This is a genomic window from Methylobacterium sp. 22177, from assembly GCF_052045615.1.
GTDB lineage: Bacteria > Pseudomonadota > Alphaproteobacteria > Rhizobiales > Beijerinckiaceae > Methylobacterium > Methylobacterium radiotolerans.
Window position 1 is genome coordinate 1 of record NZ_JBQEPK010000018.1, and the last position, 23,282, is coordinate 23,282.

Below are 23,282 nucleotides of genomic sequence, written 5' to 3' on the forward strand. Positions count from 1 at the left end.
GCGCCTGGCCGACGCGGCCGCCGCCGCCGAGCGGAAGCGCACCATGATCGAGCTCGCCGACGGCTTCGAGCGCGCCGTCGGCGGCATCGTCGGCCTGGTCTCGTCCTCGGCCACCGAGCTCCAGGCCACAGCCCAGCAGATGACCGCCACCGCCCAGGAGACCGCCGCGCAATCGACCACCGTGGCCGCCGCAGCGGAAGAGGCCGCCACCAACGTCAACACGGTCGCGGCCGCGGCCGAGGAGCTCGGCTCGTCGGTGCAGGAGATCGGCCGGCAGGTGCAGGGCTCGGCCCATCTCGCCCAGGCCGCGGTGGGCGAGGCCGACCAGACTGCGCACCTCGTCCAGGCGCTCAGCCAGAACGCGGCGCGGATCGGCGACATGGTCGGGATGATCTCGGGCATCGCCGGGCAGACCAACCTCTTGGCGCTCAACGCCACGATCGAGGCGGCGCGCGCCGGCGCGGCGGGGCGGGGCTTCGCGGTGGTGGCCTCCGAGGTGAAGGCGCTGGCCGAGCAGACCGCCAAGGCGACCGAGGAGATCGCGCGCCAGATCGGCGAGGTTCAGGGGGTGACCGCGCAGGCGGTGACGGCGATCGGCGGGATCACGGGGCGGATCCGGGAGATCGACGGCGTGGCGACGTCGATCGCGGCGGCGGTGGAGCAGCAGGGTGCGGCGACCCAGGAGATCGTGCGCAACGTGGCGCAGGCCTCGACCGGCGCCGGCGAGGTGACGGGCAACATCGCGGGCGTGGCGCAGGCCTCGGAGGAGACGGGGGCCGCGGCCGGTCAGGTCCTGTCGGCGGCCTCGGAGCTGTCGCGGCAATCCGAGCATCTCCGCGCCGAAGTCGCACGCTTCCTCGCCACCGTCCGCGCCGCTTGACCCATCCCTCTCGTCGCTCGGGTGCGCAACAGGGCGGCCCAGCTTCGAGGTTCGCCTCCGCCTCCTCGACGAGCGGAAGCGGACCGGCAGAGATCGACCCGTGCGCTCATCCGGGCCGTGATCGGCGGCCCCGAGGGCGGCTGTGTCAGGCTGGCAACGATGTATTAGTCGATTGTGTGCGATCTATATGCCGGGCGGCGCAGCGGCCGCCCCGAGGCCAACCGCGGAGCGGCTCGGACCACCATCTGTCGGAGCCGACCGCCACGCTCTGTTTTCCGGCCCAGATACGATCACCGAACTCCGCGCGCTCGACGGTAAGGGGCTGAACATCTGCGAAGCGCCGGAAGCTGGGCATGCAATGAGATAACAGCCCGAGTCTATGAGTTCGCCTTTTGCTCCCGCGCCAGAGAAGGGCGACAGATGAGGGCCGGGATGGCAGCGATGTTCGGATCACCTGATCGGTCATACCCCGCTCTCGTCACGTCACTGGTCGTTCTAGCTCTCGCGATCGCGTCGGGCGGGGCCATCCTGATCTCCGACATGTACGGCCAGGCGCTGCAGGATACCGAGCGCAACCTCGTCGGCCTCTCCACGATCCTCGCTGATCAGGCCGACCGTTCGCTCCAGGCCCTCGAGATCGTTCAGGAAGCCATCATCGAGGATATGGCCGGCGCAAAGGTAGCCACTCCTTCGCAGTACGCTGCAGCGGCAAGCCGACACGACTTACATGAGGCACTCAAAGCGCGCGTCGCCGCCTTGCCGCAGGTCAACGCGGTCACGATTATCGATCACACCGGCCAGCTCCTGAACTTCAGCCGCTTCTGGCCGATCCCGAACGTCAACATCGCAGATCGTGATTACTTCAAGGCGCTCGCTTCGGACCCGAAGCTGCAACGCTTCATCAGCCAGCCGGTCCAGAACCGCGGCGACGGTGCCTGGACGATCTACATCGCGCGGAAGGTCACGGCGCCCGACGGAACGTTCCTCGGCCTCGTGCTCGGCGCAATCGAGCTCGGCTATTTCGAACGACTGTACCGGCAGATCGCGCCGACCGACGACGCCGTGGTCTCGGTCTTCCGCCACGACGGGATGCTGCTCGTCCGTCACCCCTATCGGGAAAACGTGATCGGCAAGATCCTGCCGACCACGGGGGCCGCGCTGATCGCCCAGAAGAATCCTCTGGGCGGCGTGATGCGCAACGTGAGCCCCGTCGATGATCAAGAACGCATCATCGCGACGAAGGCGCTCGCCGGCTATCCGCTCATTCTCAGCATCAGCCGCACGACAGAAGCGTGCCTGGCCCCCTTCCGCCGGCAGGCGCTCGCGGTCGGTTCAGCAACAGCCCTCCTCCTGGTGTGCATCGCGGCGCTGTTTCGGCTCTTTCTTCGGGGGGCGAGCGCCGAGCGGCGGATCGCGAGCGCCGAAGAACGTGCCCGCAGCGAGCGCGACTTACGGGCCCATTACGAGCGGTTCGGCGTCGCCCTCGACAACATGGTCCAGGGACTATGCCTGTTCGACGCCGACGAGCGGCTCGTCATCTTGAATGAGCGCTTCGCCACGCTCTACGCGATCCCCGATCAACTTCGGCAACCCGGCACGAAAGCCAAGGATCTGCGCGGGTTCGTGCTGGCGCAGCACCGCGACGCGGGGGGGGCCTGGGACGAAGTGCTGACGCCACCATCGCCCCGGGCCCCTTCGGACACGGCGAGCGTCGTTCACATGACCGACGATCGGGACATCAGCGTCCTCCGCGTTCTCCTTCCGGACGGAGGCTGGATTTCGACGCATGAGGACATCACGGAGCGCCGGCGGAGCGAAGCGCGCCTGCGCTTCCTCGCGCGGCACGACGTTCTGACCCAATTGCCGAACCGCCTGCATTTCGAGGAGGTCGTCGAACGCGAGCTGGCAGCGCGAGCCGATCGAGCCGGGGAAGTGGTCCTTCTCTGCCTCGATCTCGACGGCTTCAAGCAGGTCAACGATCTCTTCGGTCATCCGGCCGGGGACCGCCTGCTGATCGAGGTCGCCGCGCGCCTGAAGGCATTGATCGGCGCGCGCGGCGCGGTCGCGCGCCTCGGCGGCGACGAATTCGCGGTGCTGGCGACAGATCTCGCCGCCGGGCAAGCTGCCGCGCGGGCCCAGGCTATCATCGATGCGATCTCAGCGCCCTACGCGGACGGCGAGCTGAGGTATTCCATCAGTTGCAGCGTCGGCATCGCCCTCTTCCCGCATGATGGCGACACCTACGACGCGGTGCTGTCCGCTTCCGATATGGCGCTCGTGCGCGCCAAGAAGGAAGGCAAGGGAACCTACCGCTTCTTCGAGGCGGATATGGACAAGGCGGCTTTCGAGCGGCAACGATTGGCTCTGGACCTGCGCGCGGCCATCGGGACGGGGCAGTTCGCGCTGCATTACCAGCCCCAGTTCAGGATCGCCGCCGATCGCGCCTGCGGCTTCGAGGCGCTCCTGCGATGGACCCATCCGACCCGCGGGCCGATTTCGCCGGCGCAGTTCATACCGCTGGCAGAGGAGACAGGGGCGATCCTCCCACTCGGCGAGTGGGTGCTCCGTGAGGCCTGCCGCGAGGCTGCGAGCTGGACGTTGCCCCTCGGCATCGCTGTCAATCTCTCGATCGCGCAGCTGCAGCAAGCTGGCCTGTGCGATGTCGTCGGTGCGGTGCTCGAGGAGACCGGACTGAAGGCCGACCGTCTCGAACTCGAGGTGACCGAGAGCCTCTTCCTGAAGGGGTCGGCACGCGCGCAGGAGATGCTGCGCGACCTGAAAGCGCTCGGCGTGCGCATCTCGATGGATGATTTCGGAACCGGATACTCATCACTGGCAACGTTGGAAGCTTTTCCGTTCGACAAGATCAAGATCGATCGGTCGTTCGTGTGGCAGATCGGCGTGACCAGCAAAGGCGGCGCGATCGTCCGGGCGATCCTGAGTCTCGGCGAGAGCTTGGACATTCCGGTCATCGCGGAGGGCGTCGAGACTGAGGGGCAGCTGGCCTTCTTGCGGCAACACGGTTGTGCAGAGATACAAGGCTATCTGCGCGGCAAACCGCAGCCGATCGCCTCTTACCGCGCGCTCGTCGGTCCCGATCGTGATCTCAAGGTCGCCTAGCGGCGACTTGTGTCCGCCCAACGAGCGGTTCTCGAATACTCCTCGACAGCGAAACCGCTATCGCCAGAGGAAGAAGCCCCGAAGCCCGTCCCGCTTCCCATCGATCCGAGCGACCGGCCTGAGGGAGCATGAGAGGCCCCAAGAACAGGACTTTCCCGCCGGCGCACGCTGATGTCGTCGAATGCGGTGAACAGCGACACTTTCGCGGCTGGCATCATGCCATTGCCCACGGGCGCCCATTGGCCGCGCGGAATCGGGATCGCACTCTGCCTTGTCAAGCGAGACCGATATCGAAGTCGAATAGCATATCATCAGCGATCGCATCCTGAACTGCGTGCAGGCCCGCTTGTTCTGGAGATGCGGACGCTCCCGAACCGTGTCCGGTCGTCGCGTCCTGACCGAGCCTTGCCGGTGCCGCCTCGGACCGTCGCGACGCAGCCGCCATGGTCGTGGCGGCGCGGGCATGTCCTGGCTCGATCCGAACCATCCGGATCACCGACGGTTGACCAGATGTCGTCATGACCGAGGTCCTGCCCGGGAGTTCAGATGGCTGACGCCGAGGAGCGGGCGCTCAGATTGCAGGTCGCCAATGCACGCCCCCAGGATTCGGGGCGCGGCATCGCCCGACTCGGCCATGCGGCGCTGACCCAGCTCGGCCTGCGCGAGGGCGACGTTGTCGAGATCGTCGGCAAGCGCCACACCGCGGCGATCGCGGTCGGTCCCTACGATGAGGACGAGGGCCTGAACCTCGTCCGCCTCGACGGGCTGCAGCGCGTCAACGCCGGCACCGCGAGCGGCGACCATGTCGAGATCCACCCCGCGGAGATCCGGCCGGCCGCCCGCGTCGTCGTCGCGCCGGCTCAGAAGAACATGCGCTTGCAGGGTTCGGGGGAGGCCCTGCGCCGCACGCTGTTCCGGCGGCCGCTGGTTTCGGGCGACGTCATCTCCACATCGACTCAGTCGCGCGCCGCGTCCGACCCGCGCGTTCCACCGGAGCTGCGCCCCTATCTCGAGGGGCCGTCCTACGGCCTGCAGGAGATCCGCCTCGTCGTCGTCGCCACACAGCCCCGCGGCATCGTCTACGTGGCGGAAGGGACACAGATCGAACTCCGGCCGCTCTTCGAGGAGCCGAAGGACGGGCGGCGCGCCGACGTCACCTACGACGATATCGGCGGCCTCGGCGACACCGTCGATCAGATCCGCGAGATGGTCGAGCTGCCCCTGCGCCACCCAGAGCTGTTCCAGCGTCTCGGCATCGATCCGCCGAAGGGCGTGCTGCTGCACGGACCGCCCGGCACCGGCAAGACCCGGCTGGCGCGGGCGGTGGCCAACGAGACCGAGGCCCGGTTCTTCCACATCGCCGGGCCCGAGATCATGGGCAGCCGGTACGGCGAGTCCGAGCAGCGCCTGCGCGAGGTCTTCCAGGAAGCCGCTCAGAGCGCGCCCTCGATCATCTTCATCGACGAGATCGACTCGATCGCCCCGAAGCGCGAGCAGGTGACCGGCGAGGTCGAGCGCCGCATCGTCGCGCAGCTCCTCACGCTGATGGACGGGCTGGAGCCGCGCCAGAACATCGTGGTGATCGGCGCGACGAACCGGCGCGACGCCATCGACGAGGCCCTGCGCCGGCCTGGCCGCTTCGACCGCGAGATCATCATCGGCGTGCCGGACCAGCCGGGCCGGCGCGAGATCCTGGGCATCCACACCCGCGGCATGCCGCTGGCGGAGGATGTCGACCTGGATGAGGTCGCGCGCACCACCTACGGGTTCGTCGGGGCCGATCTCGGCGCGCTGGTGCGCGAGGCCGCCATGGACGCGGTGCGCCGGATCCTCCCGGAGGTGAACCTGCGCGACGGTATCCCGGCGGAGATCCTAGAGGGCCTGAGCGTCCGGCGCGACGACTTCCTCTCGGCGATGAAACGGATTCAGCCGTCGGCGCTGCGCGAGATCATGATCCAGGTGCCGGACGTGACCTGGGACGATGTCGGGGGACTCGCCGAGGCCCAGATGCGCCTGCGCGAGGGCGTCGAGCTGCCGCTGCGGTCGCCGCAGGCCTTCCGCCGCATCGGCATCCGGCCGGCCAAGGGCTTCCTCCTGTTCGGGCCACCCGGCACCGGCAAGACGCTGCTCGCCAAGGCGGTGGCGCGCGAGTCGGACGCGAACTTCGTCGCGACGAAATCCTCCGACCTCCTGTCGAAATGGTACGGCGAATCCGAGCAGCAGGTCTCGCGCCTGTTCCAACGCGCCCGGCAGGTGGCGCCGACGGTGATCTTCATCGACGAGATCGACAGTCTCGCGCCAGCGCGGGGCGGGGGTCTCGGCGAGCCCGCCGTCACGGAGCGCGTCGTCAACACACTCCTGGCCGAGATGGACGGGCTGGAGGATTTGCAGGGGGTTGTCGTGATGGCGGCCACAAACCGCCCGAACCTGCTCGACCAAGCGCTGCTGCGTCCGGGACGGTTCGACGAACTCGTCTACGTGCCGGTTCCGGACATCGCCGGCCGTCGCCGGATCCTGGCCATTCACACGCGGGACATGCCGCTCGCGGAAGATGTCGATCTCGACGTGATTGCCGAGCGGACCGCCCGCTTCACCGGCGCGGATCTGGAAGATCTCACGCGCCGCGCCGGTCTGCTGGCGCTGCGCGAATCGCTGGAGGCGGCCCAGGTGCAGCGTGCACATTTCGAACAGGCTGCCCGTGAGACCCGGCCTTCGGTCACACCCGAGATGGAGCGGGAATACGAGGAGATGCTGCGCACCTTGAAGCAAGAGGGCCCGCAGCGCCAACCGATCGGCTTCCTATCCCCGCGCTGAGGCGGCCCACCAGGCGAAAGGGCGGGCGGCGCCCGAAACGGGATCACGTCAGGGATTTCTTCGAATCGGACGCCGCGTCCGCTGACCAAGGCTGGCCATGCGCGAGCGCCCGTTTCGGCCGAGCGGGCATCCCGGCGCCTACAGCATCGGCAGCCGACGCGGCCGCGGCCCGAGCGGGAACGCCGCGTCGAGCCGGGCGAGCTCGGCATCCGTCAGCGAGAGCGCGCTCGCGCCCGCGTTGTCGGCGGCATGCTCTGGGCTGGACGCCTTGGGGATCGCGAAGGTCGACGGCCTCCGCACGAGAAACCGGAGCGCGACCTGGCGTGCGGTCGCGCCGTGGTTGGCCGCGATACTCTCCAACAGGCGGCCGCCCGGCGTGCGGGGGCCGGGGAAGCTGCCATGACCGAAGGGGCTGTAGGCGACGACGGCGATGCCGTGCGCCTCGCACCAGGGCTGGACCGCGTGCTCGATCGCGCGCTCCTCCAGGTGGTAGAGCACTTGGTTGCAGGCGATGCGGCCCTCGCCGCCGGCTTCCCACGCGGCCTCGAGGTCGGGCACGTCGAAGTTGCTCACCCCCCAGGACAGGATCTTGCCCTGCTCGCGAAGCCGTTCGAAGGCGGCGAAGGTGTCCTCGAGCGGGTGCGGACCGGGCCAGTGCAGGAGGTAGCAGTCCAGCCTGTCGGTGCGCAGACGCGCGAGGGAGCGCTCGCACGCGGCCACCGTCCCGGCGCGCGAGGCGTTGCTGGGGACGACCTTGGAGACGAGGAACACCGCGTCGCGCCGTCCGGCGATCGCCTCGCCGACCACGATCTCGGCGTCGCCGTACATCTCGGCGGTGTCGACGTGGGTCATCCCGAGATCGAGGCCGCGGCGCAGGGCAGCGACCGCGGTGGGCCGGTGCGCGTCGTCGATGTACCAGGTTCCCTGCCCGATCAGCGCCACCTCGTGCGGCACGAGACCGAAGGGACGTCGTTCCATTTGCAACGGCTCCCTTGAACGACGTGTGCTCTGCAGCGCCGGTTCGGGCTGCAGGTCACACCCGGCCGCGGCGGGCCGCGATCGTCCCTGTGCGCGGGCGGACAGCCTGATCACTGCGGGCTCGAAGGCCGGGATCCCGATCCTTGTCGTGAAAGACAAACGTCGGCCGTAGCCCCTGGTTTGCTACGGAGTGTCCCTAAGGATGGTCTCTCGCGTTGACTCTATCCGCGGTCCAGCGGCGTTTGCTGTTTTACGCGAGAGTGCCCGCCGAGAGAGCGATCCGATGGACCAGCCGACGCCCAGGGAACCCGGCAGGATCGCGCGATCCGGCGTCGGACGGCCGGGCTACGTCACGGTAAAGGGCGCCCGGGAGCACAACCTGCGCGACGTCGACGTGGAACTGCCGCGCGACGCCCTCGTCGTGTTCACGGGGGTCTCCGGCTCCGGCAAGTCCTCGCTCGCCTTCGGTACGCTCTATGCGGAAGCCCAGCGGCGCTACTTCGAGTCGGTCGCCCCCTACGCGCGGCGGATGATCGACCAAGTCGGCGTGCCCGACGTCGATTCCATCGAGGGCCTCCCCCCGGCGGTCGCCCTGCAGCAGCAGCGCGGCACGCCCAGCGCCCGCTCCTCGGTCGGCAGCGTCACCACCCTGTCGAGCCTCGTGCGGATGATGTACTCGCGCGCCGGCACCTACCCGCCGGGCCAACCGATGCTCTACGCGGAGGACTTCTCGCCCAACACGCCCCAGGGCGCCTGCCCGTCCTGCGGCGGGCTCGGGCGGATCTACCGGGCCACGGAAGCCTCCATGGTGCCCGACCCGTCGCTGACGATCCGCGAGCGCGCCGTCGCGGCCTGGCCGCAGGCCTGGGGCGGCCAGAACCTGCGGGACATCCTGGTGAGCCGGGGTGTCGATGTCGACACGCCGTGGAAGGACCTGCCGCGGGCGCTCCGGGACTGGATCCTGTTCACGGACGACCAGCCGCAGGAGCCGGTCTATGCCGGGCTCTCCCCAGAGCAAACGCGCCTCGCCCGCCAGCGCCGCCTGGAGCCGAGCTACATGGGCACGTTCACGAGCGCCCGCCGCCACGTGCTCGGGACCTTCACCAAGTCGCAGAGCGCGCTCATGCGCCGACGGGCGGCGCGCTACCTCGTCAGCGAGGACTGCCCCGCCTGCCACGGCAAGCGCCTGAAGCCCGAAGCGCTCTCGGTCACCTTCGCGGGCTTCGATATCGGCGACCTGTCGCGCATGCCGCTCTCCGCGCTCGCCGCGGTGATGCGGCCGGTCGCCGAGGACCGGCTGCCCGATGACGACGCCGACGCCAGCGCCGGGTCCGGGACGCTCGATCGCGAAGTGGGCCGGCGCGATCGGGCCCGGCGGGCCGCCTCCGGAGCGTCGGCCCATGCCGGCGCGCCGGACGTGCGCGCGACCCCGAACCTCTCGATCGAGAAGCGGCTCGCCGCCCAGCGCCTCGCCGCCGATCTCATCGACCGGATCGGGACGCTCACGGAGCTGGGCCTCGGCTACCTGTCGCTCGACCGGGTCACCACGACCCTGTCGTCGGGCGAGTTGCAGCGCCTGCGCCTCGCCACCCAGCTGCGCTCGCAGCTCTTCGGCGTGGCCTACGTGCTCGATGAGCCGACGGCCGGCCTGCACCCCGCCGACGGTGACGCCATGCACGACGCGCTTGCCGGGCTGCTCGCCTCGGGCAACTCGCTGTTCGTCGTCGAGCACGATATCGGCACGATGCGCCGCGCCGACTGGCTGGTCGATGTCGGTCCGGCGGCGGGCGAGCACGGGGGCACCGTGCTCTACAGCGGCCCGCCGGAGGGCCTGCGCGCCGTGGAGGCGTCGCGCACGCGCCTTCACCTGTTCGGGCTCGCCGAGCCGCCGCTGCGACCGCAGCGCGAGCCCGCGGGATGGCTGCGCCTGGAGGGGATCGTCCGCAACAACCTGCGCGACGTCTCGGTCGCGTTCCCGCTGGGATGCCTCACCGCCGTCACGGGCATCTCGGGCTCCGGCAAGTCGAGCCTCGTCAGCCAGGCCTTGCTGGATCTCGTCGGCGACCGCCTCGGCCGGCCCGTCGACACCGACGACGAGCCGGACGATCCCCTCGACGCGGCGCCGGGCCCGACGGAGGGGCGCATCGCCGGCGGCCTGGAGGGAATCCGCCGCTTGGTCCAGGTCGATCAGAAACCGATCGGGCGCACGCCCCGCTCGAACCTCGCGACCTATACTGGCCTGTTCGACGGCGTCCGCAAACTGTTCGCCGCCGCGCCCGAGGCCCGCCGGCGCCGCTACGATGCCGGCCGCTTCTCCTTCAACGTCGCGAAGGGCCGCTGCCCGGCCTGCGAGGGCGAGGGTTTCGTCAGCGTCGAACTCCTGTTCATGCCGAGCGTCTACGCCCCCTGCCCGACCTGCCACGGGTCCCGCTACGCGCCGGAGACGCTGGCGGTCACCTGGAACGGGCTGACCATCGCGGACGTGCTCGGGCTGACCGTCGATCGGGCCTGCGAAGCCTTCGCGGACGAGCCCGCCGTACTGCGGCCGCTCACCGTGCTGCGGGATCTCGGCCTCGGCTACCTGCGCCTGGGCCAGCCGGCGACCGAACTCTCCGGCGGGGAGGCCCAGCGGATCAAGCTCGCGACCGAATTGCAGAGGGGGCAGCGCGGGGGCACGCTCTACGTCCTCGACGAGCCGACGACCGGGTTGCACCCGACCGATGTCGACCGCCTCATGCTCCAGCTCAACGGCCTGGTCGATGCGGGCAACACGGTCGTCATGGTCGAACACGACATGCGCGTCGTCGCGGCGGCCGATCACGTCATCGACGTGGGGCCCGGCGCCGGAAACCTCGGTGGCACGATCGTGGCGGCCGGCCGCCCCGAGGTGGTGGCCCGGGCGCGGGCGAGCCGCACGGCACCGTACCTGCGGGAGGAGCTTGAGGCCGACGCCAACGGGGGCTGGCAGCCCCGAGATCCGTGATGGCCCCGCCGACCCGGTTTCTGGGCTCGGCCGGCACCGGACGCGGGTGACGGCATCCAGGACGACTGACCCAGACCAGCCCCGGAGAATGACCATGAAGATCCTGATGGTGCTGACCTCCCACGACCGGCTCGGCGATACCGGCCGCAGGACCGGCTTCTGGCTCGAGGAGCTCGCCGCGCCCTACTACGTGTTCAAGGATGCCGGTGCGGAGGTGGTCCTCGTCTCGCCGAAGGGCGGGCGTCCGCCGCTCGATCCGAAGAGCAGCGAGCCGGGTTCTCAGACCGACCTGACCCGGCGCTTCGAGGCGGACGGCGAGGCCAACGCTGCCCTGTCAAGCACGGGCCGGCTCGACGGCGTCACCCACGCGGGCTTCGACGCGGTGTTCTATCCCGGCGGCCATGGCCCCCTCTGGGATCTCGCCGAGGACCCGGCCTCGATCCGGCTGATCGAGACGACGCTCCGGGCCGGCAAGCCGGTCACCCTCGTCTGCCACGCCCCCGGCGTGCTGCGTCATGCCAAGACGCCCGACGGCCAGCCGCTCGTCGCCGGCAAGGCGGTGACCGGCTTCACCAACACCGAAGAGGAGGCCGTGGGCCTGACCGCGGTGGTTCCCTTCCTCGTCGAGGACGAGCTCAAGCGGAAGGGTGGCCTGTTCTCCAAGGCCGGCGACTGGCAGCCCTACGTGGTCGGGGACGGGCTGCTGATCACCGGCCAGAACCCGGCCTCGTCCGGACCGGCGGCCGAGCGCCTCAAAGCGACGCTCGACGATCGATGACCGGAGGGGGCGCATACCGGCCGGTTTGGGCTTCGGATCCCCGCGACGCCGGCGCCGCGGGGCTGACCCGCGCCTCTGGTCGCACGGCCGGCGATCCGGCAGACTCGGCCACCGTGACGGGGCCCGCCGCTCCGGCGGCCGCTTGATGACGCGCCCCCCGGCGGGCCGGCACGAAAGTGGCAGGTGGGGACCGGCGGGCCCGTCCCGGGGCCCCGCCCGGGGAGGCGTAGCGATGGACCGCGTGTCCGCCATCAAGGCAGCCGTGCGCGCGCAGCACGGCCGGGTCGAGGCCCTGTTCGCGGAGCTGGCCCGGTGCGGCCGGACGGAGCCGGGCTTCACCCGCCCCTCCTACAGCCCGGAGGAGACCGCGGCGCACGCGGTGGTCGCGCGCTGCGCTGCGGATCTGGGCCTCGCGATCGGCCGGGACGCCGCCGCCAACACCGCGATGACGCTGCCGGGGCGGGACCGGACCCTGCCGCCGATCCTGATCGGCTCCCACCTCGACACCGTGGCCCAGGGCGGCAACTTCGACGGCGCCGCCGGCGTGGTGGCCGGGCTCGCCGCCGTCGCGGCGATCCGCGCGCTCGGCCTGGAGCCGGAGCGGGACATCATCGTCCTGGGCATCCGCGCCGAGGAGAGCGTCTGGTTCCAGGTCTCCTACATCGGCAGCCGCGCGGCGCTCGGAGCCCTGCCGGACGGGGCGCTCGACGCGGCCCGGATCGACACCGGCCTCAGCCTCGCCGCCCACATCGCCCGGGAGGGCGGCGACCCGGACGCGCTCGCCCGCGGCCCGGCCGCCCGCGCCGCCGCCGCGATCCACGCCTTCCTCGAGGTGCATATCGAGCAGGCGCCGAGCCTCGAGGAGGCCGGGATCTCGGTCGGCTTGTGCACCGGGATCCCCGGCAACGTCCGCTATCCTGACGTCCGCATCGCCGGCCGCTACGACCATGTCGGGACGCCGCGCCGCTTCCGGCGCGACGCGGCCATGGCGGGGGCCGAGATCGCTCTGGCGCTGGACCGGGTCTGGGCGGAGCGCGAGGCGGCCGGCTGCCCGATGGCCGTCACCTTCGGCCGGTTCCACACCGACGCCGCTGCGCACGGCCTGACGACCGTACCGGGTGAGTTCCGGTTCAGCCTCGACATGCGGGCCTACACCGCCGGGGTGCTGGCCGCGCTGGAGGCGGCGTTCCTGGCGGCGGTGGCGGAGGTGTCGGCGCGCCGCGGCGTGACGGTGACGCTTGGCCCGCGCGCCGAGGCGGGCGTCGGGACTGTCGCGCCCCGGATCCGCGACGGGTTCGCGGCGGCCGCGGACGCGCTCGGCATCGCGACGCGGCCCCTCGGCAGCCCGGCCTCCCACGACGCCGCCGCCTTCGCCAAGGCCGGCGTGCCGATGGCGATGCTGTTCGTGCGCAACGCCAACGGCAGTCACAATCCCGACGAGGCCATGGCGATAGACGACCTGCTCGACGCCGTGGCGATCCTCACCGCGTGGCTGGTGGCGGAGACGTGCGGCGGGCGAGGGGCGTCCCGTCAGGCGGCGAAGCGCGCGAGGCGACCGACGGGTTCGCCCAGCACCGCGTCGTCGCGCATGACGGGGGTCCCGCGCACGATCGTGGCGACGGGCCAGCCGGTGACTTCGAGGCCCGCGAAGGGCGTCCAGCCGCAGGGCGAGGCGATCCACGATTCCTCGATCCTGCGGTGGGCCTTCAGGTCCACCAGGGTGAAGTCCGCGTCGTAGCCGGCGGCGATGCGGCCCTTGCCCAAGAGCCCGTAGACGCGGGCCGGCCCGGCCGCCATCAGGTCGACGAGGCGGGCGAGGGACAATCGCCCCGCCGCCACGTGATCGAGCATCACCGGCACCAGGGTCTGGACCCCGGTGAGGCCGGCCGGGCAGTCCGGCCAGGGCTGCGCCTTGGCCGCCCGCGCGTGGGGCGCGTGGTCGCTGCCGACCGTGTCGACGGTGCCGTCGCGCAGGGCCGCCCAGGCGGCCGCCCGATGGCGCGCGTCGCGGATCGGCGGGTTCATCACGCCGAACCCGCCCAGCGTGTCGTAGCATTCCGGCGCCACCTGGGTCAGGTGGTTGACCAAGACCTCGACGGTGGCGACGTCGCGGAAGTCGCGCAGGTAGGCGAGTTCCTCCGCGGTCGAGACGTGGAGGATGTGGGTCGCCCGGCCGGTCCTGCGCGCGAGGGCCATGAGGCGCCGCGTGCCCAGGAAGGCGCATTCCGGGTCGCGCCACGCCATGTGAGTCCGGTAGGGCTGCCCCCGGCTGAACAGCGCCTTGCGCGCCTGGAGCCGGTACTCGTCCTCGCTGTGGAAGGCCATGCGCCGGTGGCCGGCGCGCATCGCCCGCTCGAGGTGCGCGTCGTCCTCGATCATCAGCGCCGCCGTGGAACTGCCGGCGAAGACCTTGACGGCGCAGACCCCGGCCTCGCGTTCCAGGGCCGCGAGCGCGTCGATGTTGGTCTTCGTCCCGGCCACGTAGAGGCCGATGTCGCACCAGCTGCGGCCCGCGACGTAGTCGCGCTTCCAGGCGACGCGCCCGGCGTCGGCGACCGGCGGGACCGTGTTGGGCATGTCGAACAGCGTGGCGATCCCGCCGAGGATTGCGGCCCGCGTGCCGGTCTCGATCGTCTCCACCGCCGGGTCGCCGGGATCGCGCAGGTGGACGTGGCTGTCGATCAGGCCGGGCAGGACGTGCAGGCCCGCGGCGTCGATCACCGCCTCCGCGGTCGCACCGGCCGGGACCCCGAGGGCCGCGATGCGCCCGTCGCGGACCCCGACATCCATCGTGTCGGAGCCCCAGGGTGTCACGCAGGTGCCGCCGCGGATCAGGAGGTCGTAATGCATGCCCGGTTCCTTCTCACGGGGCCGTCCGAAGCAGCACGGCCCCGAGGGCCGCGGCGGCCGCCTGCTGGCAGGGCTCGATGACGGGACACCCGATCGCGCTCGCCACGGCGGCCCGGTGGCGCGCCATGCCGGCGCAGCCGAGCACGACCACGTCGGCGCCGTCGCGCTCGACCAGGGTCCGACCGGCCGCGATCAGGCGCGAACCCATCGCGGCGTCCGCCGTCTCGGAGGCCCGCGCCTCCACGGGTCGGCTTCCGGCATAGCGATCCCCAACGCCCATCTGGCGCACCATGCGGCGCTGGCGCCGGACGCTGCCCTCCGACAGGGCCACGATGCCGAAGCGCTCCCCGAGCGTCAGGGCCCGCAGGATCCCCCACTCGGCGATGCCCATCACCGGGCGTCCGCGGGCCGCCTCTCGGACCGCGTGCAGGCCCGGATCGCTGAAGCAGGCGATGACGAAGGCGTCGGACGGATCGTCCGCCACGCGCCGCACGAGCGGCAACACCACCGAATCCGCGTCCTGCTGGGTCGCGATGCTCTCCGGGCCCTCCGGCAGGTCGGTCACCGCGAGAACGGGGCCGCCCGGCAGGCGCAGCGGTGCCAGCGCGGCGTCGATGGCGTCCGTCACCGCCCGGGACGCGTTCGGATTGATGACGAGGATGCGCGGGGGCGCGGTGGTGTCGCGAGGCTGCACGGCGCCCTCTCTCTGAACGCGGTTCGATCCGGACCGACCTCGATGCCGCGACATCGACCGCTCTGTCGTGACCGCGGAGGGGTCCAAGCGAAACCCGGGCCGCACGGCCGCCGGTCCGAGTGCGAGGCACCGATCTTGCCCGCCCGCCGACGCAAGCGAGAGGTTATCGATGCACGACGAAGCTCCGGACGCCACCGCCGCCGTCACCCTGGTCAAGGGAGCCCGGTGGGTCGTCGCCTGGGATCCGGACAGCGGCGGTCACGTCTACCGCACCGACGCGGACGTCGCCTTCGCGGACGGGGCCCTCGTCCATGTCGGGCCGGGCTACGCGGGTCCCGAGCCGGCCCGGACCATCGACGCCTCCGGCTGCATGGTCATGCCCGGGCTCGTCGACATCCACACGCACCTGTTCTCGGAACCGATGAACAAGGGCATGTGGGACGAGGTCGGCAGCCAGCGGCTCTACAACACCTCGCTCTACGAGTACCTGCCGATCCTACGGCCCGACGCGGAGGGTACCCGCGCCGCCTACGGGGTGGCGCTCGCCGAGCTGGCGCTCTCGGGCGTCACCACCGTCTGCGATCTCGCCCTGCCGAGCGAGGGCTGGCTCGACCTCCTCGGCGCCTCGGGCCTGCGGGTCTGCATCGCCCCGATGTTCCGGTCGGGGCGCTGGCTGACCCGGAACGGCCACAGCGTCGAGTACGAGTGGGACGCGGCGGCGGGCCAGCGCGGCCTGGAGCAGGCGCTCGCCGAGATCGAGGCCGCGCGAAGGCACCCGAGCGGGCGCCTGTTCGGCATGCTCTGCCCGGCGCAGGTCGATACCTGCACGGCGGAGCTGCTGCGGGACGCTTACGCCGAGGCGGTGCGGCGCGACCTGCGCTTCCACACGCACGCGGCGCAATCGCTGTCGGAGTTCCACGAGATCACCCGCCGCAGCGGGATGACGCCGATCGAGTGGCTCGACGACCTCGGCGTGCTCACCGAGCGGACCATCGTGGGTCACGGGATCTTCCTGGACGACCACCCCTGGACCCACTGGCACAGCCCGGGCTCGGACATGCGCCGCTTGGCCGAGCGCGGCGCCACGGTCGCCCACTGCCCGACGGTCTTCGCCCGCCGCGGCATCGCGCTCCACCATTTCGGGCGCTACCTCCAGGCGGGCGTCAACATGGGCATCGGCACCGACGTCTACCCGCACAACATGCTCGACGAGATGCGCCTGGTCTCGTACCTCGCCCGGGTCGTCGCCGAGAATCCCCGCGACACCCGCGCGGCGGACGTGTTCCACGCCGCCACGGTGGGGGGCGCCAAGGCGCTCGGGCGCGGCGATATCGGCCGTCTCGCGCCGGGCTGCAAGGCCGACTTCGTCCTCGTCGACTGCGCGCATCCCGCCATGCGGCCGTGCCGCGATCCCGTGCAGTCGCTGATCTACTCGGCCGGCGACCGCGCGGTCCGGCAGGTCTTCGTCGGCGGCCGCGAGATCGTGCGCGACGGCCGCGCCCTGACGATCGACTATGCGGCGGCCGCGGCGGCGCTGGAGGAGGCGCAGGGCCGCGCGCTGGCGCAGATCCGGCAGCTCGACTGGGCCGGGCGCGGCCCCGACGCCATCGCGCCTCCGACCTTCCCGGGGCTGTGAGGCCCCGCGCTCCTCAGGCGGGCCGGACGTTCCAGAAGGTCGGGAACCCGTCGAGGATGCCGGTGAGCCGGGAGCGGTAGGCGGTCGGCTGCAGGTACTGCCCGAGGGGATAGTAGGGCACGTCCTGCATCGCCTGGAGCTGGATGTCCCGGCAGAGCGCGGCGCGCGCCGCCTCGTCCGGGGCTGTGAGCCAGGCGTCGCGCAGGGACTCGATCCGCGGGGTCGTGGCCCAGCCGGCGTAGCCGGTCTCGCCGGTGCCGCGCAGGGCGATGTAGCCCGCGGGGTTGAGCCAATCCATGCCGGACCAGTTGGTAACGAAGGCGCTCCAGCCGCCCTCGGAGACCGGCCCCTTGCGGTTGCGCCGCTGCAGCATCGCGTTGAACTCGACCGCGTAGACCTCGACCGTCATGCCGACGCGCTGGAGCAGGTCGGCCGCGACCTGACCGAGCGCCAGAAGGGGCGCCGAGTTCGACGGCACCATCAGCAGCACGGTCTCGCCATTGTAGCCGGCGGCCTTGAGGTCGGCGCGCACCCGCGCCGGATCGCGCGGATCCGTGAGCGGCTGCAATCCGTCCGTCGAGGCCATCGGCGTGCCCGGGCAGAAGAAGCCGAGAGGCACGTGGAACAGGCCGGGATCCTCGGCGCCGACGACCCCCTGCATGCAGGCGGTCTGGTCGATCCCGCCCCAGAGCGCCCGCCGGATCGCCGGGTTGTTGAAGGGCGGCTGCAGGTGGTTGACCCGCAGCATGGTCACGAAGCCGGTCGGGTCGAGGACGCGGGTGCTCACGCCTTTGGCGGCGTGCAGGAGCCCGAGCTGGTCGTGCGAGGCGTATTCCTGCCAGTCCGCCTCGCCGGCGATCAGCGCCGAGGTCGCCGTGGAGGTGTCGCCGATCACGCGCCACTCGACCCGGTCGAAGTGGACGACCTTCGGACCCGAGGTCCAGGTGAGCGGGCCGTCCCGGCGCGGCACGTAGCCCTCGAAGCGGGTGTAGACGACGCGGTCGCCGGGCACCCGCTCGTCCGCCTTGAAGCGGAACGGGCCCGAGCCGATGAGCTCCGGCACCTGCTGGAACGGGTCGGTGGCGGCGAGGCGCTCCGGCATCATGGCGCAGACCGGGACGGACGCCTTGCCCAGCGCGATCGGCAGCAGCGGGAACGGGTGCTTGAGGCGGAACCGGATCGTCCGGTCGTCGGGCGCGGAGAGCTCGTCGGTCGCCTCCATGAGGGAGCCGCCGAACGGGTCGCGCTTCGCCCAGCGCCGCAGGGAGGCGACGCAGTCGCGGGCCAGCACCGGCGTCCCGTCGTGGAAGCGCAGGCCCTCGCGCAGGGTCAGGTCCCAGCGGCGCCCGTCCGCCTCGACGCGGTGGCCCTCGACCATCTGCGGCGTGGCGCGATAGGCCGCGTCCATGCCGTAGAGCGTGTCGAAGACCATGTAGCCGTGGTTGCGGGTGATGTACGCGAAGGTCGTCACCGGATCGAGGGTGACGAGATCCTGCTGCGGGATGAAGCGCAGGGTCCTGGCAGCCTCCGCACGGACGAGGGCCGGCGCCGCGACGGCGCCGGCGACGAGGGCGCCGGCTCCCTGCAACAGCGTGCGTCGCTTCATCCGAAACCTCCCGCTCTGCTCCGGCACCGCGCCTCGCGCGCCTGCGGCCCGAGGCCCCGCGGGGCGCCCGGCCCGGCATCGCTTGCAGGAACGGGGCCGGCTTCCGCTCGGGGGGGACCGGCCGGCCCTCGACCGGGGGCGCGAGGCGGCGGCCCGTCAGTCCGACCTCCGTTCGTGAAAGCAGCGCCTCACCGCAGCGACAGGGTGCGGGGCAGGTCGGACAGGGGCTCGGCCCCGCTGGCGGTGACGATGACGGTCTCGGACGCGCCGACCGTCCAGGCGCCGTAGCGGCGCAGGGTGGCCGGCAGGTGGAAGACCATCCCGGGCTCGATCGGCCGGTCCTCACCGGTGAAGAGCGAGAGCAGACCGCCCTCCCCCCAGTCCGGGGCGAAGGCGACGCCCATCGAGTAGCCGATGCGCTTGCGGAAGGCCGGGCCGTAGCCCGCCGCGTCGATGACGGCCTGCGCCGCTTCGTGGGGAGCCGAGCAGGGATGGCCGGGGCGAATCGCGTCGAGTGCCGCGTCGAGGGCGCGCAGGGCGCAGTCCATCATCCGCGACGCCTCGTCCGGCGGCGGGCCGATCCAGACGCTGCGCATCAGCGCCGCGTGGTAGCGGGCGTGGCTGCCGGCGAGTTCGAGGAAGACCGCGTCGCCCGGCTCCAGCCGTCGCCGCCGCCACGTCATGTGCGGCAGCCCGCTGCGCGGGCCCGACGCGACCAGGGGCTCCATCGCCATGGCCTCGGACCCGGCGGCCGTCGCGGCCGCCAGCATGGCGGCGGCGACGGCGTTCTCGTCGGTGCCCGCCGCGCAGGCATCGAGCCCCGCGGCGAGCCCGGCCTGCGCGTACCGGGCGGCGGCCCGGATCGCCTCCAGCTCGGCCGCCGACTTCACCGCCCGCAAGGGGGCCAGGAGGCCGGAGCCGTCGGGCAGCGGGCCGCGGCCGAGGGCAGCGTCGATCCGTCCCGCGAGCGCCGGCGAGACGAACCAGCCGTCCCGCTCCAGGGCCGGCCGGGCGAGCCCGCGCCGGCGCACGAGGGCCGCCAGGGCCTCGACCGGGTCGGCGCCGTCCGGATAGGCCTGGATGTCGTCGAGCCACGTGTTGGCGGCCGCACCCGGCAGTTCGAGCTGCCGGACGAGGAGCGCCGGGTCGCCCTCCACCGGCACGAGGAGGGCCTGGAAGGCGAAGTAGCCCGCGGTCTGGCGGCCGGTCAGCCAGTAGATCGTCTCCGGGCCGGTCACCACCAGGGCGTCGTGGCCGGCCGCCGCGATGGCGGCCCGGGCCGCCCCCTGCCGGGCGGCGAACTCCGCCTCCGGGAAGGCCGCCTCGCGGCCGCGCAGGTCCGTGAACTCGTGCATCGCGCCGCCCTCGTCTCAGACTGCGCTCAGACTTCGCTCAGGCGTCGGATGATGCCCTGCTTGAAGTTCTCGAGATGGGCCGCGATGGCGTCCGCCGCCGCCGCCGCGTCCTTGGCCCGCAGGGCGGCGACCACCGCGAGGTGTTCGCGATGGACCGCCTCGAACCGCTCGGGCATCCGGCTCAGGTTGAACATCTGCGTCTTGAGCCGCAGGTCCTTGATCGTCTTGGCGAGGATCGCGTTGTGGCTGTGATCCGCGATCAGGTCGTGGAAGCGCCGGTCGACCTCCCAATTGCCCGGCGCGTCCGGATCGCCCGCCGCCAGAAGCGACTCCATCTGCCGCTGCAGGTCCGCCAGCACCGCGTCGGCGATCCGGCCGGTGGCCAGCGTGACGCTCTCCCGTTCCAGCAGGCGGCGGACATGCAGGATCTCGATCAGCTCGCGCAGGGAGAACTCCTTGACCACGAGCATCCCGCCGGGCTGCCGCTCGATCAGCCCCTCGGTCTCCAGGCGCGACATCGCCTCGCGGGTCGGGGTCCGCGAGATGTCGAGCATCTCGGCCAGGCGGCGCTCGTGCAGCACGGTGCCGGCCGGAAGGTCGCGGCGGACCAGCATGTCGAGCAGACGGTCGTAGGCCATCTGACCGAGACTCTGCTCGCGCCGGGCACTGAGCGCCGTCGTGTAGGACGATGCGTCGAGGGTCTTCATCGCGTCCTCCCGGGGCGGCCGACCGGGCCGCCCCCTGTTTTCTTTTTCTCTGGCGTCCGGCGCGCCCGCCTACATGGCGGGCGTGCGGATCGGCTCCTTCGGGGCCGGGTCATAGCCGATCAGCGGCGTGACGAGCTTGGCGTAGGTACCGTCGGCGACCATCTCGGCCAGGGCCTTGTTGACGGCGGCGTGCAGGTTCGGCTTGCCCTTCTTGATGGCGAAGCCCTTCTGGACCGTGCTGAGCGGGGTCTCGATCATCACCAGCGGCAGCTTGCGCGCCTTGATCGCGTAGTTGCCGGCCACCGCGTCGTTGATCACCGCGTCGATGTTGCCGCCGACGAGGTCCTGCATGGCGTCCGCTGCGGTCTTGTAGCTCTTCAGGGTGGCACCGTGCTCCTCGGCGAGCTTGCCGAAGGTCGAGGCCGAGAGGGCGCCGACGTTGCGGCCCTTGAGATCGTCCGGCCCCTTGATGCCGGTATCCTTGCGGGTGACGATCCGCGCGCCGGATTCGAGCCATCCGTCCGCGAAGGCGACCTGCTTCTGGCGGGCGGGGGTGATGTCCATCGACTCGCTGGTGATGTCGTACTGATCGGCCATCAGGCCCACCAGCAGAGCGTCGAACTTGATGTTGACCGGGCTGTACTCGAGTCCCAGCCGGCGGCAGACCTCGCGCATGACCCGGACCTCCAGGCCGTCGAGCTCGCCGCTCGGCGTGCGCATGCTGAACGGCGCGAAGGTGCTGTCGGTGGCCACGATCAGCTTGCCGGGCTCGATCAGCTCGAGCTTGCCCTCGGCGGCGCGGGCCGGTGGAGCGGCGAGGAGGCCGGTGCCGAGGCTGGCGCAGAGGGCGGCGAGGGCGAGGACGTGGCGGCGGTTCATGGCGGTCTCCGGTCTCGGGACGGGGCGGGAGGGGTCGGCCGCGGCCCGTCCCGCGGCGGGTGAGGCTCAGGACAGGCGGGCGTAGCGCCGCTCGAAATAGGCCGAGAGCTGCGACAGGATCGACGTGAGGCCGAGGTAGATCAGCGCCGCCGCGATGTAGAAATCGAACGGCCGGAAGGTCGTGGCGATCATGAGCTGCGCGTAGAGCGTCAGCTCGACCACCGTGATCGTCGACAGGAGCGAGGTGTTCTTGACCGCCGAGATCGCCTCGTTGGTCAGGGACGGCAGGATCATGCGGAAGACCTGCGGCAGGACGATCCGGACCATCATGATCCGCGGGTTCATGCCCAGCGCGAGCGCCGACTCGACCTGACCCCGGGGGATCGCCGCGAGGCCGGCCCGGATGGTCTCGGCCACGTAGGCGCCGCTGCTGACGCCCAGCGCGATGATGCCGGCGGTCACGGGCGAGAGCTTCACCCCGATCTGCGGCATGCCGAAATACACGATGAAGACCTGGATCAGGGTCGGCGTGCCGCGGATGAACCAGACGTAGAAGCTCGCCAGCGCCCTGAACGGCGCGAAGGACGAGCGCTTGCCCAGCGCCCCGAGCAGGCCGCAGACCCAGCTCACCAGGATGCTCGCCACCGTGACGCCGAGCACCACCAGGGTCGCCGAGAGGAAGCCGGGGCCGTAGGTGACGACCTCGTCCGAGAGGGTGAGCCACAACTCCTGCAACGCCGTGCCAGTCATCGCCGTCCGATCTCCTTGGGGATGGGCCGGCGGCTCACGCCGTCTGTCCGGGCGCGGCGGGCTGATGCAGCACCCGCCGGAGGAACTGGCGCAGCCGCTCGCTCCGGGGCGCGCCGATGATGTCGTCCGGCGGCCCGTCCTCGGCGATCACGCCGCCGTCGAAGAACAGGGTGCGGGTGCCGACGTCCCGGGCGAACGCCATCTCGTGGGTGACGAGCAGCATCGTCATCCCGTCCGCCGCGAGGGAGCCCATCAGCGCCAGCACCTCGCCCACCAGCTCCGGGTCGAGGGCCGAGGTCACCTCGTCGAACAGCATCACCTTGGGCGCCATCGCCAGGGCGCGCACGATCGCCACGCGCTGCTGCTGCCCGCCGGAGAGCTTCGACGGGTAGGCGTGCCGCTTCTCGTAGAGGCCGATGCGCTGGAGCAGCGCCTCGGCCTCCGCGACCGCCTGCCGCCGCGGCAGCCGGCGCACCCGGATCGGCGCCTCGATGACGTTCTCCAGCACGGTCATGTGCGGCCAGAGATTGTAGCTCTGGAAGACCATGCCGATCCGCGCGCGCAGCTCGCAGAGCTGCTGCGGCGTCGGCTGGCGGCGGGCGCCCTGCTCGTAGTCGAAGGCGAAGCGCTCGAAATCCATGAAGCCGGAGGTCGGCGTCTCCATGAGGTTCAGGCAGCGCAGGAACGTGCTCTTGCCCGAGCCGCTCGCGCCGATGATCGAGACGACCTCGCCCTCGTGGATGTCGAGGGAGATGCCTTTCAGGACCTCGTTGGCGCCGTAGCTCTTGTGCAGCTTCCTGATCTTCAGGAGCGGAGGCGCGGCCGTCTCGATCTGAGTCATCGTCGAACCCGATGTGATGCGATTCCGTCGCGGATCTCTGCTTCGATCCACGCCAGATCGGCGCCTGTTTTTCAATATTTTGCTTGTCAAAGCCGTCGTATGGGAGCTTTTATTTCGCAATCTGACCCGTTTTACGTTGCCAAGTCCGCTTCGATGTCTTAGCAGAGCCGGTATACCGCCGGCATTCAAGCGGTATTTTTGAGCATGGCTGCCTTCGACATGGTCATCGAGCCCCTGGATCCCGGTCTTCCCTTCGCGATCGCGCAGGACCCGTGCCTCATAGTTCAGCCGACGGTCCGGCTCGGGCCGGCGCATCGGCGGGCTGCGGCCTTGGAATCCCGGGCCGCCACCGGCCGCGGTCCCGCGATCCGCGCCGAACCGGATGGCGGCGATCGGCGACGGTCGGAGGCC

General features: G+C 71.3%; 15 protein-coding genes and 1 pseudogene. 7 read left to right on the top strand and 9 right to left on the bottom strand.

Annotated features, from left to right (window positions below):
- The 3 genes from ACTJK8_RS17010 to ACTJK8_RS17020 all read left to right on the top strand — a co-directional run.
- On the top strand, positions 1–880 hold an 880-nt coding region (locus ACTJK8_RS17010), incomplete at its 5' end, for a methyl-accepting chemotaxis protein (protein ID WP_440762264.1).
- Between the two features lie 432 nt (positions 881–1,312).
- Positions 1,313–4,000 carry an EAL domain-containing protein gene (locus ACTJK8_RS17015; protein WP_164891413.1) on the top strand — a complete coding sequence of 896 codons (2,688 nt, stop codon included), beginning with the start codon at positions 1,313–1,315 and terminating at the stop codon, positions 3,998–4,000.
- 546 nt (positions 4,001–4,546) lie between these two features.
- Positions 4,547–6,814, top strand: coding sequence for a CDC48 family AAA ATPase (locus tag ACTJK8_RS17020; protein WP_024827390.1), 2,268 nt, complete (start codon positions 4,547–4,549; stop codon positions 6,812–6,814).
- A 138-nt stretch (positions 6,815–6,952) separates the two neighbouring features.
- Here ACTJK8_RS17020 and ACTJK8_RS17025 read toward each other — a convergent pair whose 3' ends face one another.
- Complete coding sequence (locus tag ACTJK8_RS17025; protein ID WP_012329535.1) at positions 6,953–7,792, bottom strand: aldo/keto reductase; 840 nt, start codon at positions 7,790–7,792, stop codon at positions 6,953–6,955.
- 283 nt (positions 7,793–8,075) lie between these two features.
- Between ACTJK8_RS17025 and ACTJK8_RS17030 the strand changes: the two genes are divergently transcribed.
- From ACTJK8_RS17030 to ACTJK8_RS17040, 3 genes and pseudogenes are all read left to right on the top strand, one after another.
- Positions 8,076–10,775, top strand: a complete 2,700-nt coding sequence (locus tag ACTJK8_RS17030) for an excinuclease ABC subunit A (protein ID WP_440762265.1) — start codon at positions 8,076–8,078, stop codon at positions 10,773–10,775.
- A gap of 94 nt (positions 10,776–10,869) precedes the next feature.
- A complete protein-coding gene (locus tag ACTJK8_RS17035; protein ID WP_012329537.1) occupies positions 10,870–11,553 on the top strand; it encodes a type 1 glutamine amidotransferase domain-containing protein in 684 nt (227 codons plus the stop codon).
- Between the two features lie 232 nt (positions 11,554–11,785).
- Positions 11,786–13,036, top strand: a pseudogene (locus tag ACTJK8_RS17040) (hydantoinase/carbamoylase family amidase); the annotation flags it as partial.
- Between the two features lie 47 nt (positions 13,037–13,083).
- Here ACTJK8_RS17040 and ACTJK8_RS17045 read toward each other — a convergent pair.
- Positions 13,084–14,403, bottom strand: a complete 1,320-nt coding sequence (locus ACTJK8_RS17045) for a dihydroorotase (RefSeq protein ID WP_440762266.1) — start codon at positions 14,401–14,403, stop codon at positions 13,084–13,086.
- A gap of 13 nt (positions 14,404–14,416) precedes the next feature.
- Complete coding sequence (locus ACTJK8_RS17050) at positions 14,417–15,097, bottom strand: aspartate/glutamate racemase family protein (protein WP_024827386.1); 681 nt, start codon at positions 15,095–15,097, stop codon at positions 14,417–14,419.
- Between the two features lie 169 nt (positions 15,098–15,266).
- On the opposite strand from ACTJK8_RS17050, the gene ACTJK8_RS17055 reads away from it, so the two are divergent.
- Positions 15,267–16,733 (top strand): amidohydrolase family protein, encoded by a 1,467-nt coding sequence (locus tag ACTJK8_RS17055; RefSeq protein WP_024827385.1) that lies wholly within the window; start codon positions 15,267–15,269, stop codon positions 16,731–16,733.
- 13 nt (positions 16,734–16,746) lie between these two features.
- Here the strand turns inward: ACTJK8_RS17055 and ACTJK8_RS17060 are convergent, their stop codons facing one another.
- The 6 genes from ACTJK8_RS17060 to ACTJK8_RS17085 all read right to left on the bottom strand — a co-directional run bounded on the left by ACTJK8_RS17060 (position 16,747) and on the right by ACTJK8_RS17085 (position 22,871).
- On the bottom strand, positions 16,747–18,339 hold the full coding sequence (locus ACTJK8_RS17060; protein ID WP_012329542.1) for an ABC transporter substrate-binding protein: 1,593 nt from the start codon (positions 18,337–18,339) through the stop codon (positions 16,747–16,749).
- Between the two features lie 188 nt (positions 18,340–18,527).
- Positions 18,528–19,694, bottom strand: a complete 1,167-nt coding sequence (locus ACTJK8_RS17065; RefSeq protein WP_012329543.1) for a M24 family metallopeptidase — start codon at positions 19,692–19,694, stop codon at positions 18,528–18,530.
- A gap of 26 nt (positions 19,695–19,720) precedes the next feature.
- Positions 19,721–20,401: a GntR family transcriptional regulator gene (locus tag ACTJK8_RS17070; protein ID WP_012329544.1), complete on the bottom strand. Its 681-nt coding sequence runs from the start codon at positions 20,399–20,401 to the stop codon at positions 19,721–19,723.
- Between the two features lie 69 nt (positions 20,402–20,470).
- Positions 20,471–21,280, bottom strand: coding sequence for a transporter substrate-binding domain-containing protein (locus tag ACTJK8_RS17075; RefSeq protein ID WP_029358149.1), 810 nt, complete (start codon positions 21,278–21,280; stop codon positions 20,471–20,473).
- Positions 21,281–21,346: 66 nt separating this feature from the next.
- On the bottom strand, positions 21,347–22,030 hold the full coding sequence (locus ACTJK8_RS17080) for an amino acid ABC transporter permease (protein ID WP_012329546.1): 684 nt from the start codon (positions 22,028–22,030) through the stop codon (positions 21,347–21,349).
- A 34-nt stretch (positions 22,031–22,064) separates the two neighbouring features.
- Positions 22,065–22,871, bottom strand: a complete 807-nt coding sequence (locus tag ACTJK8_RS17085) for an amino acid ABC transporter ATP-binding protein (RefSeq protein ID WP_012329547.1) — start codon at positions 22,869–22,871, stop codon at positions 22,065–22,067.
- Positions 22,872–23,282: the final 411 nt, after the last annotated feature.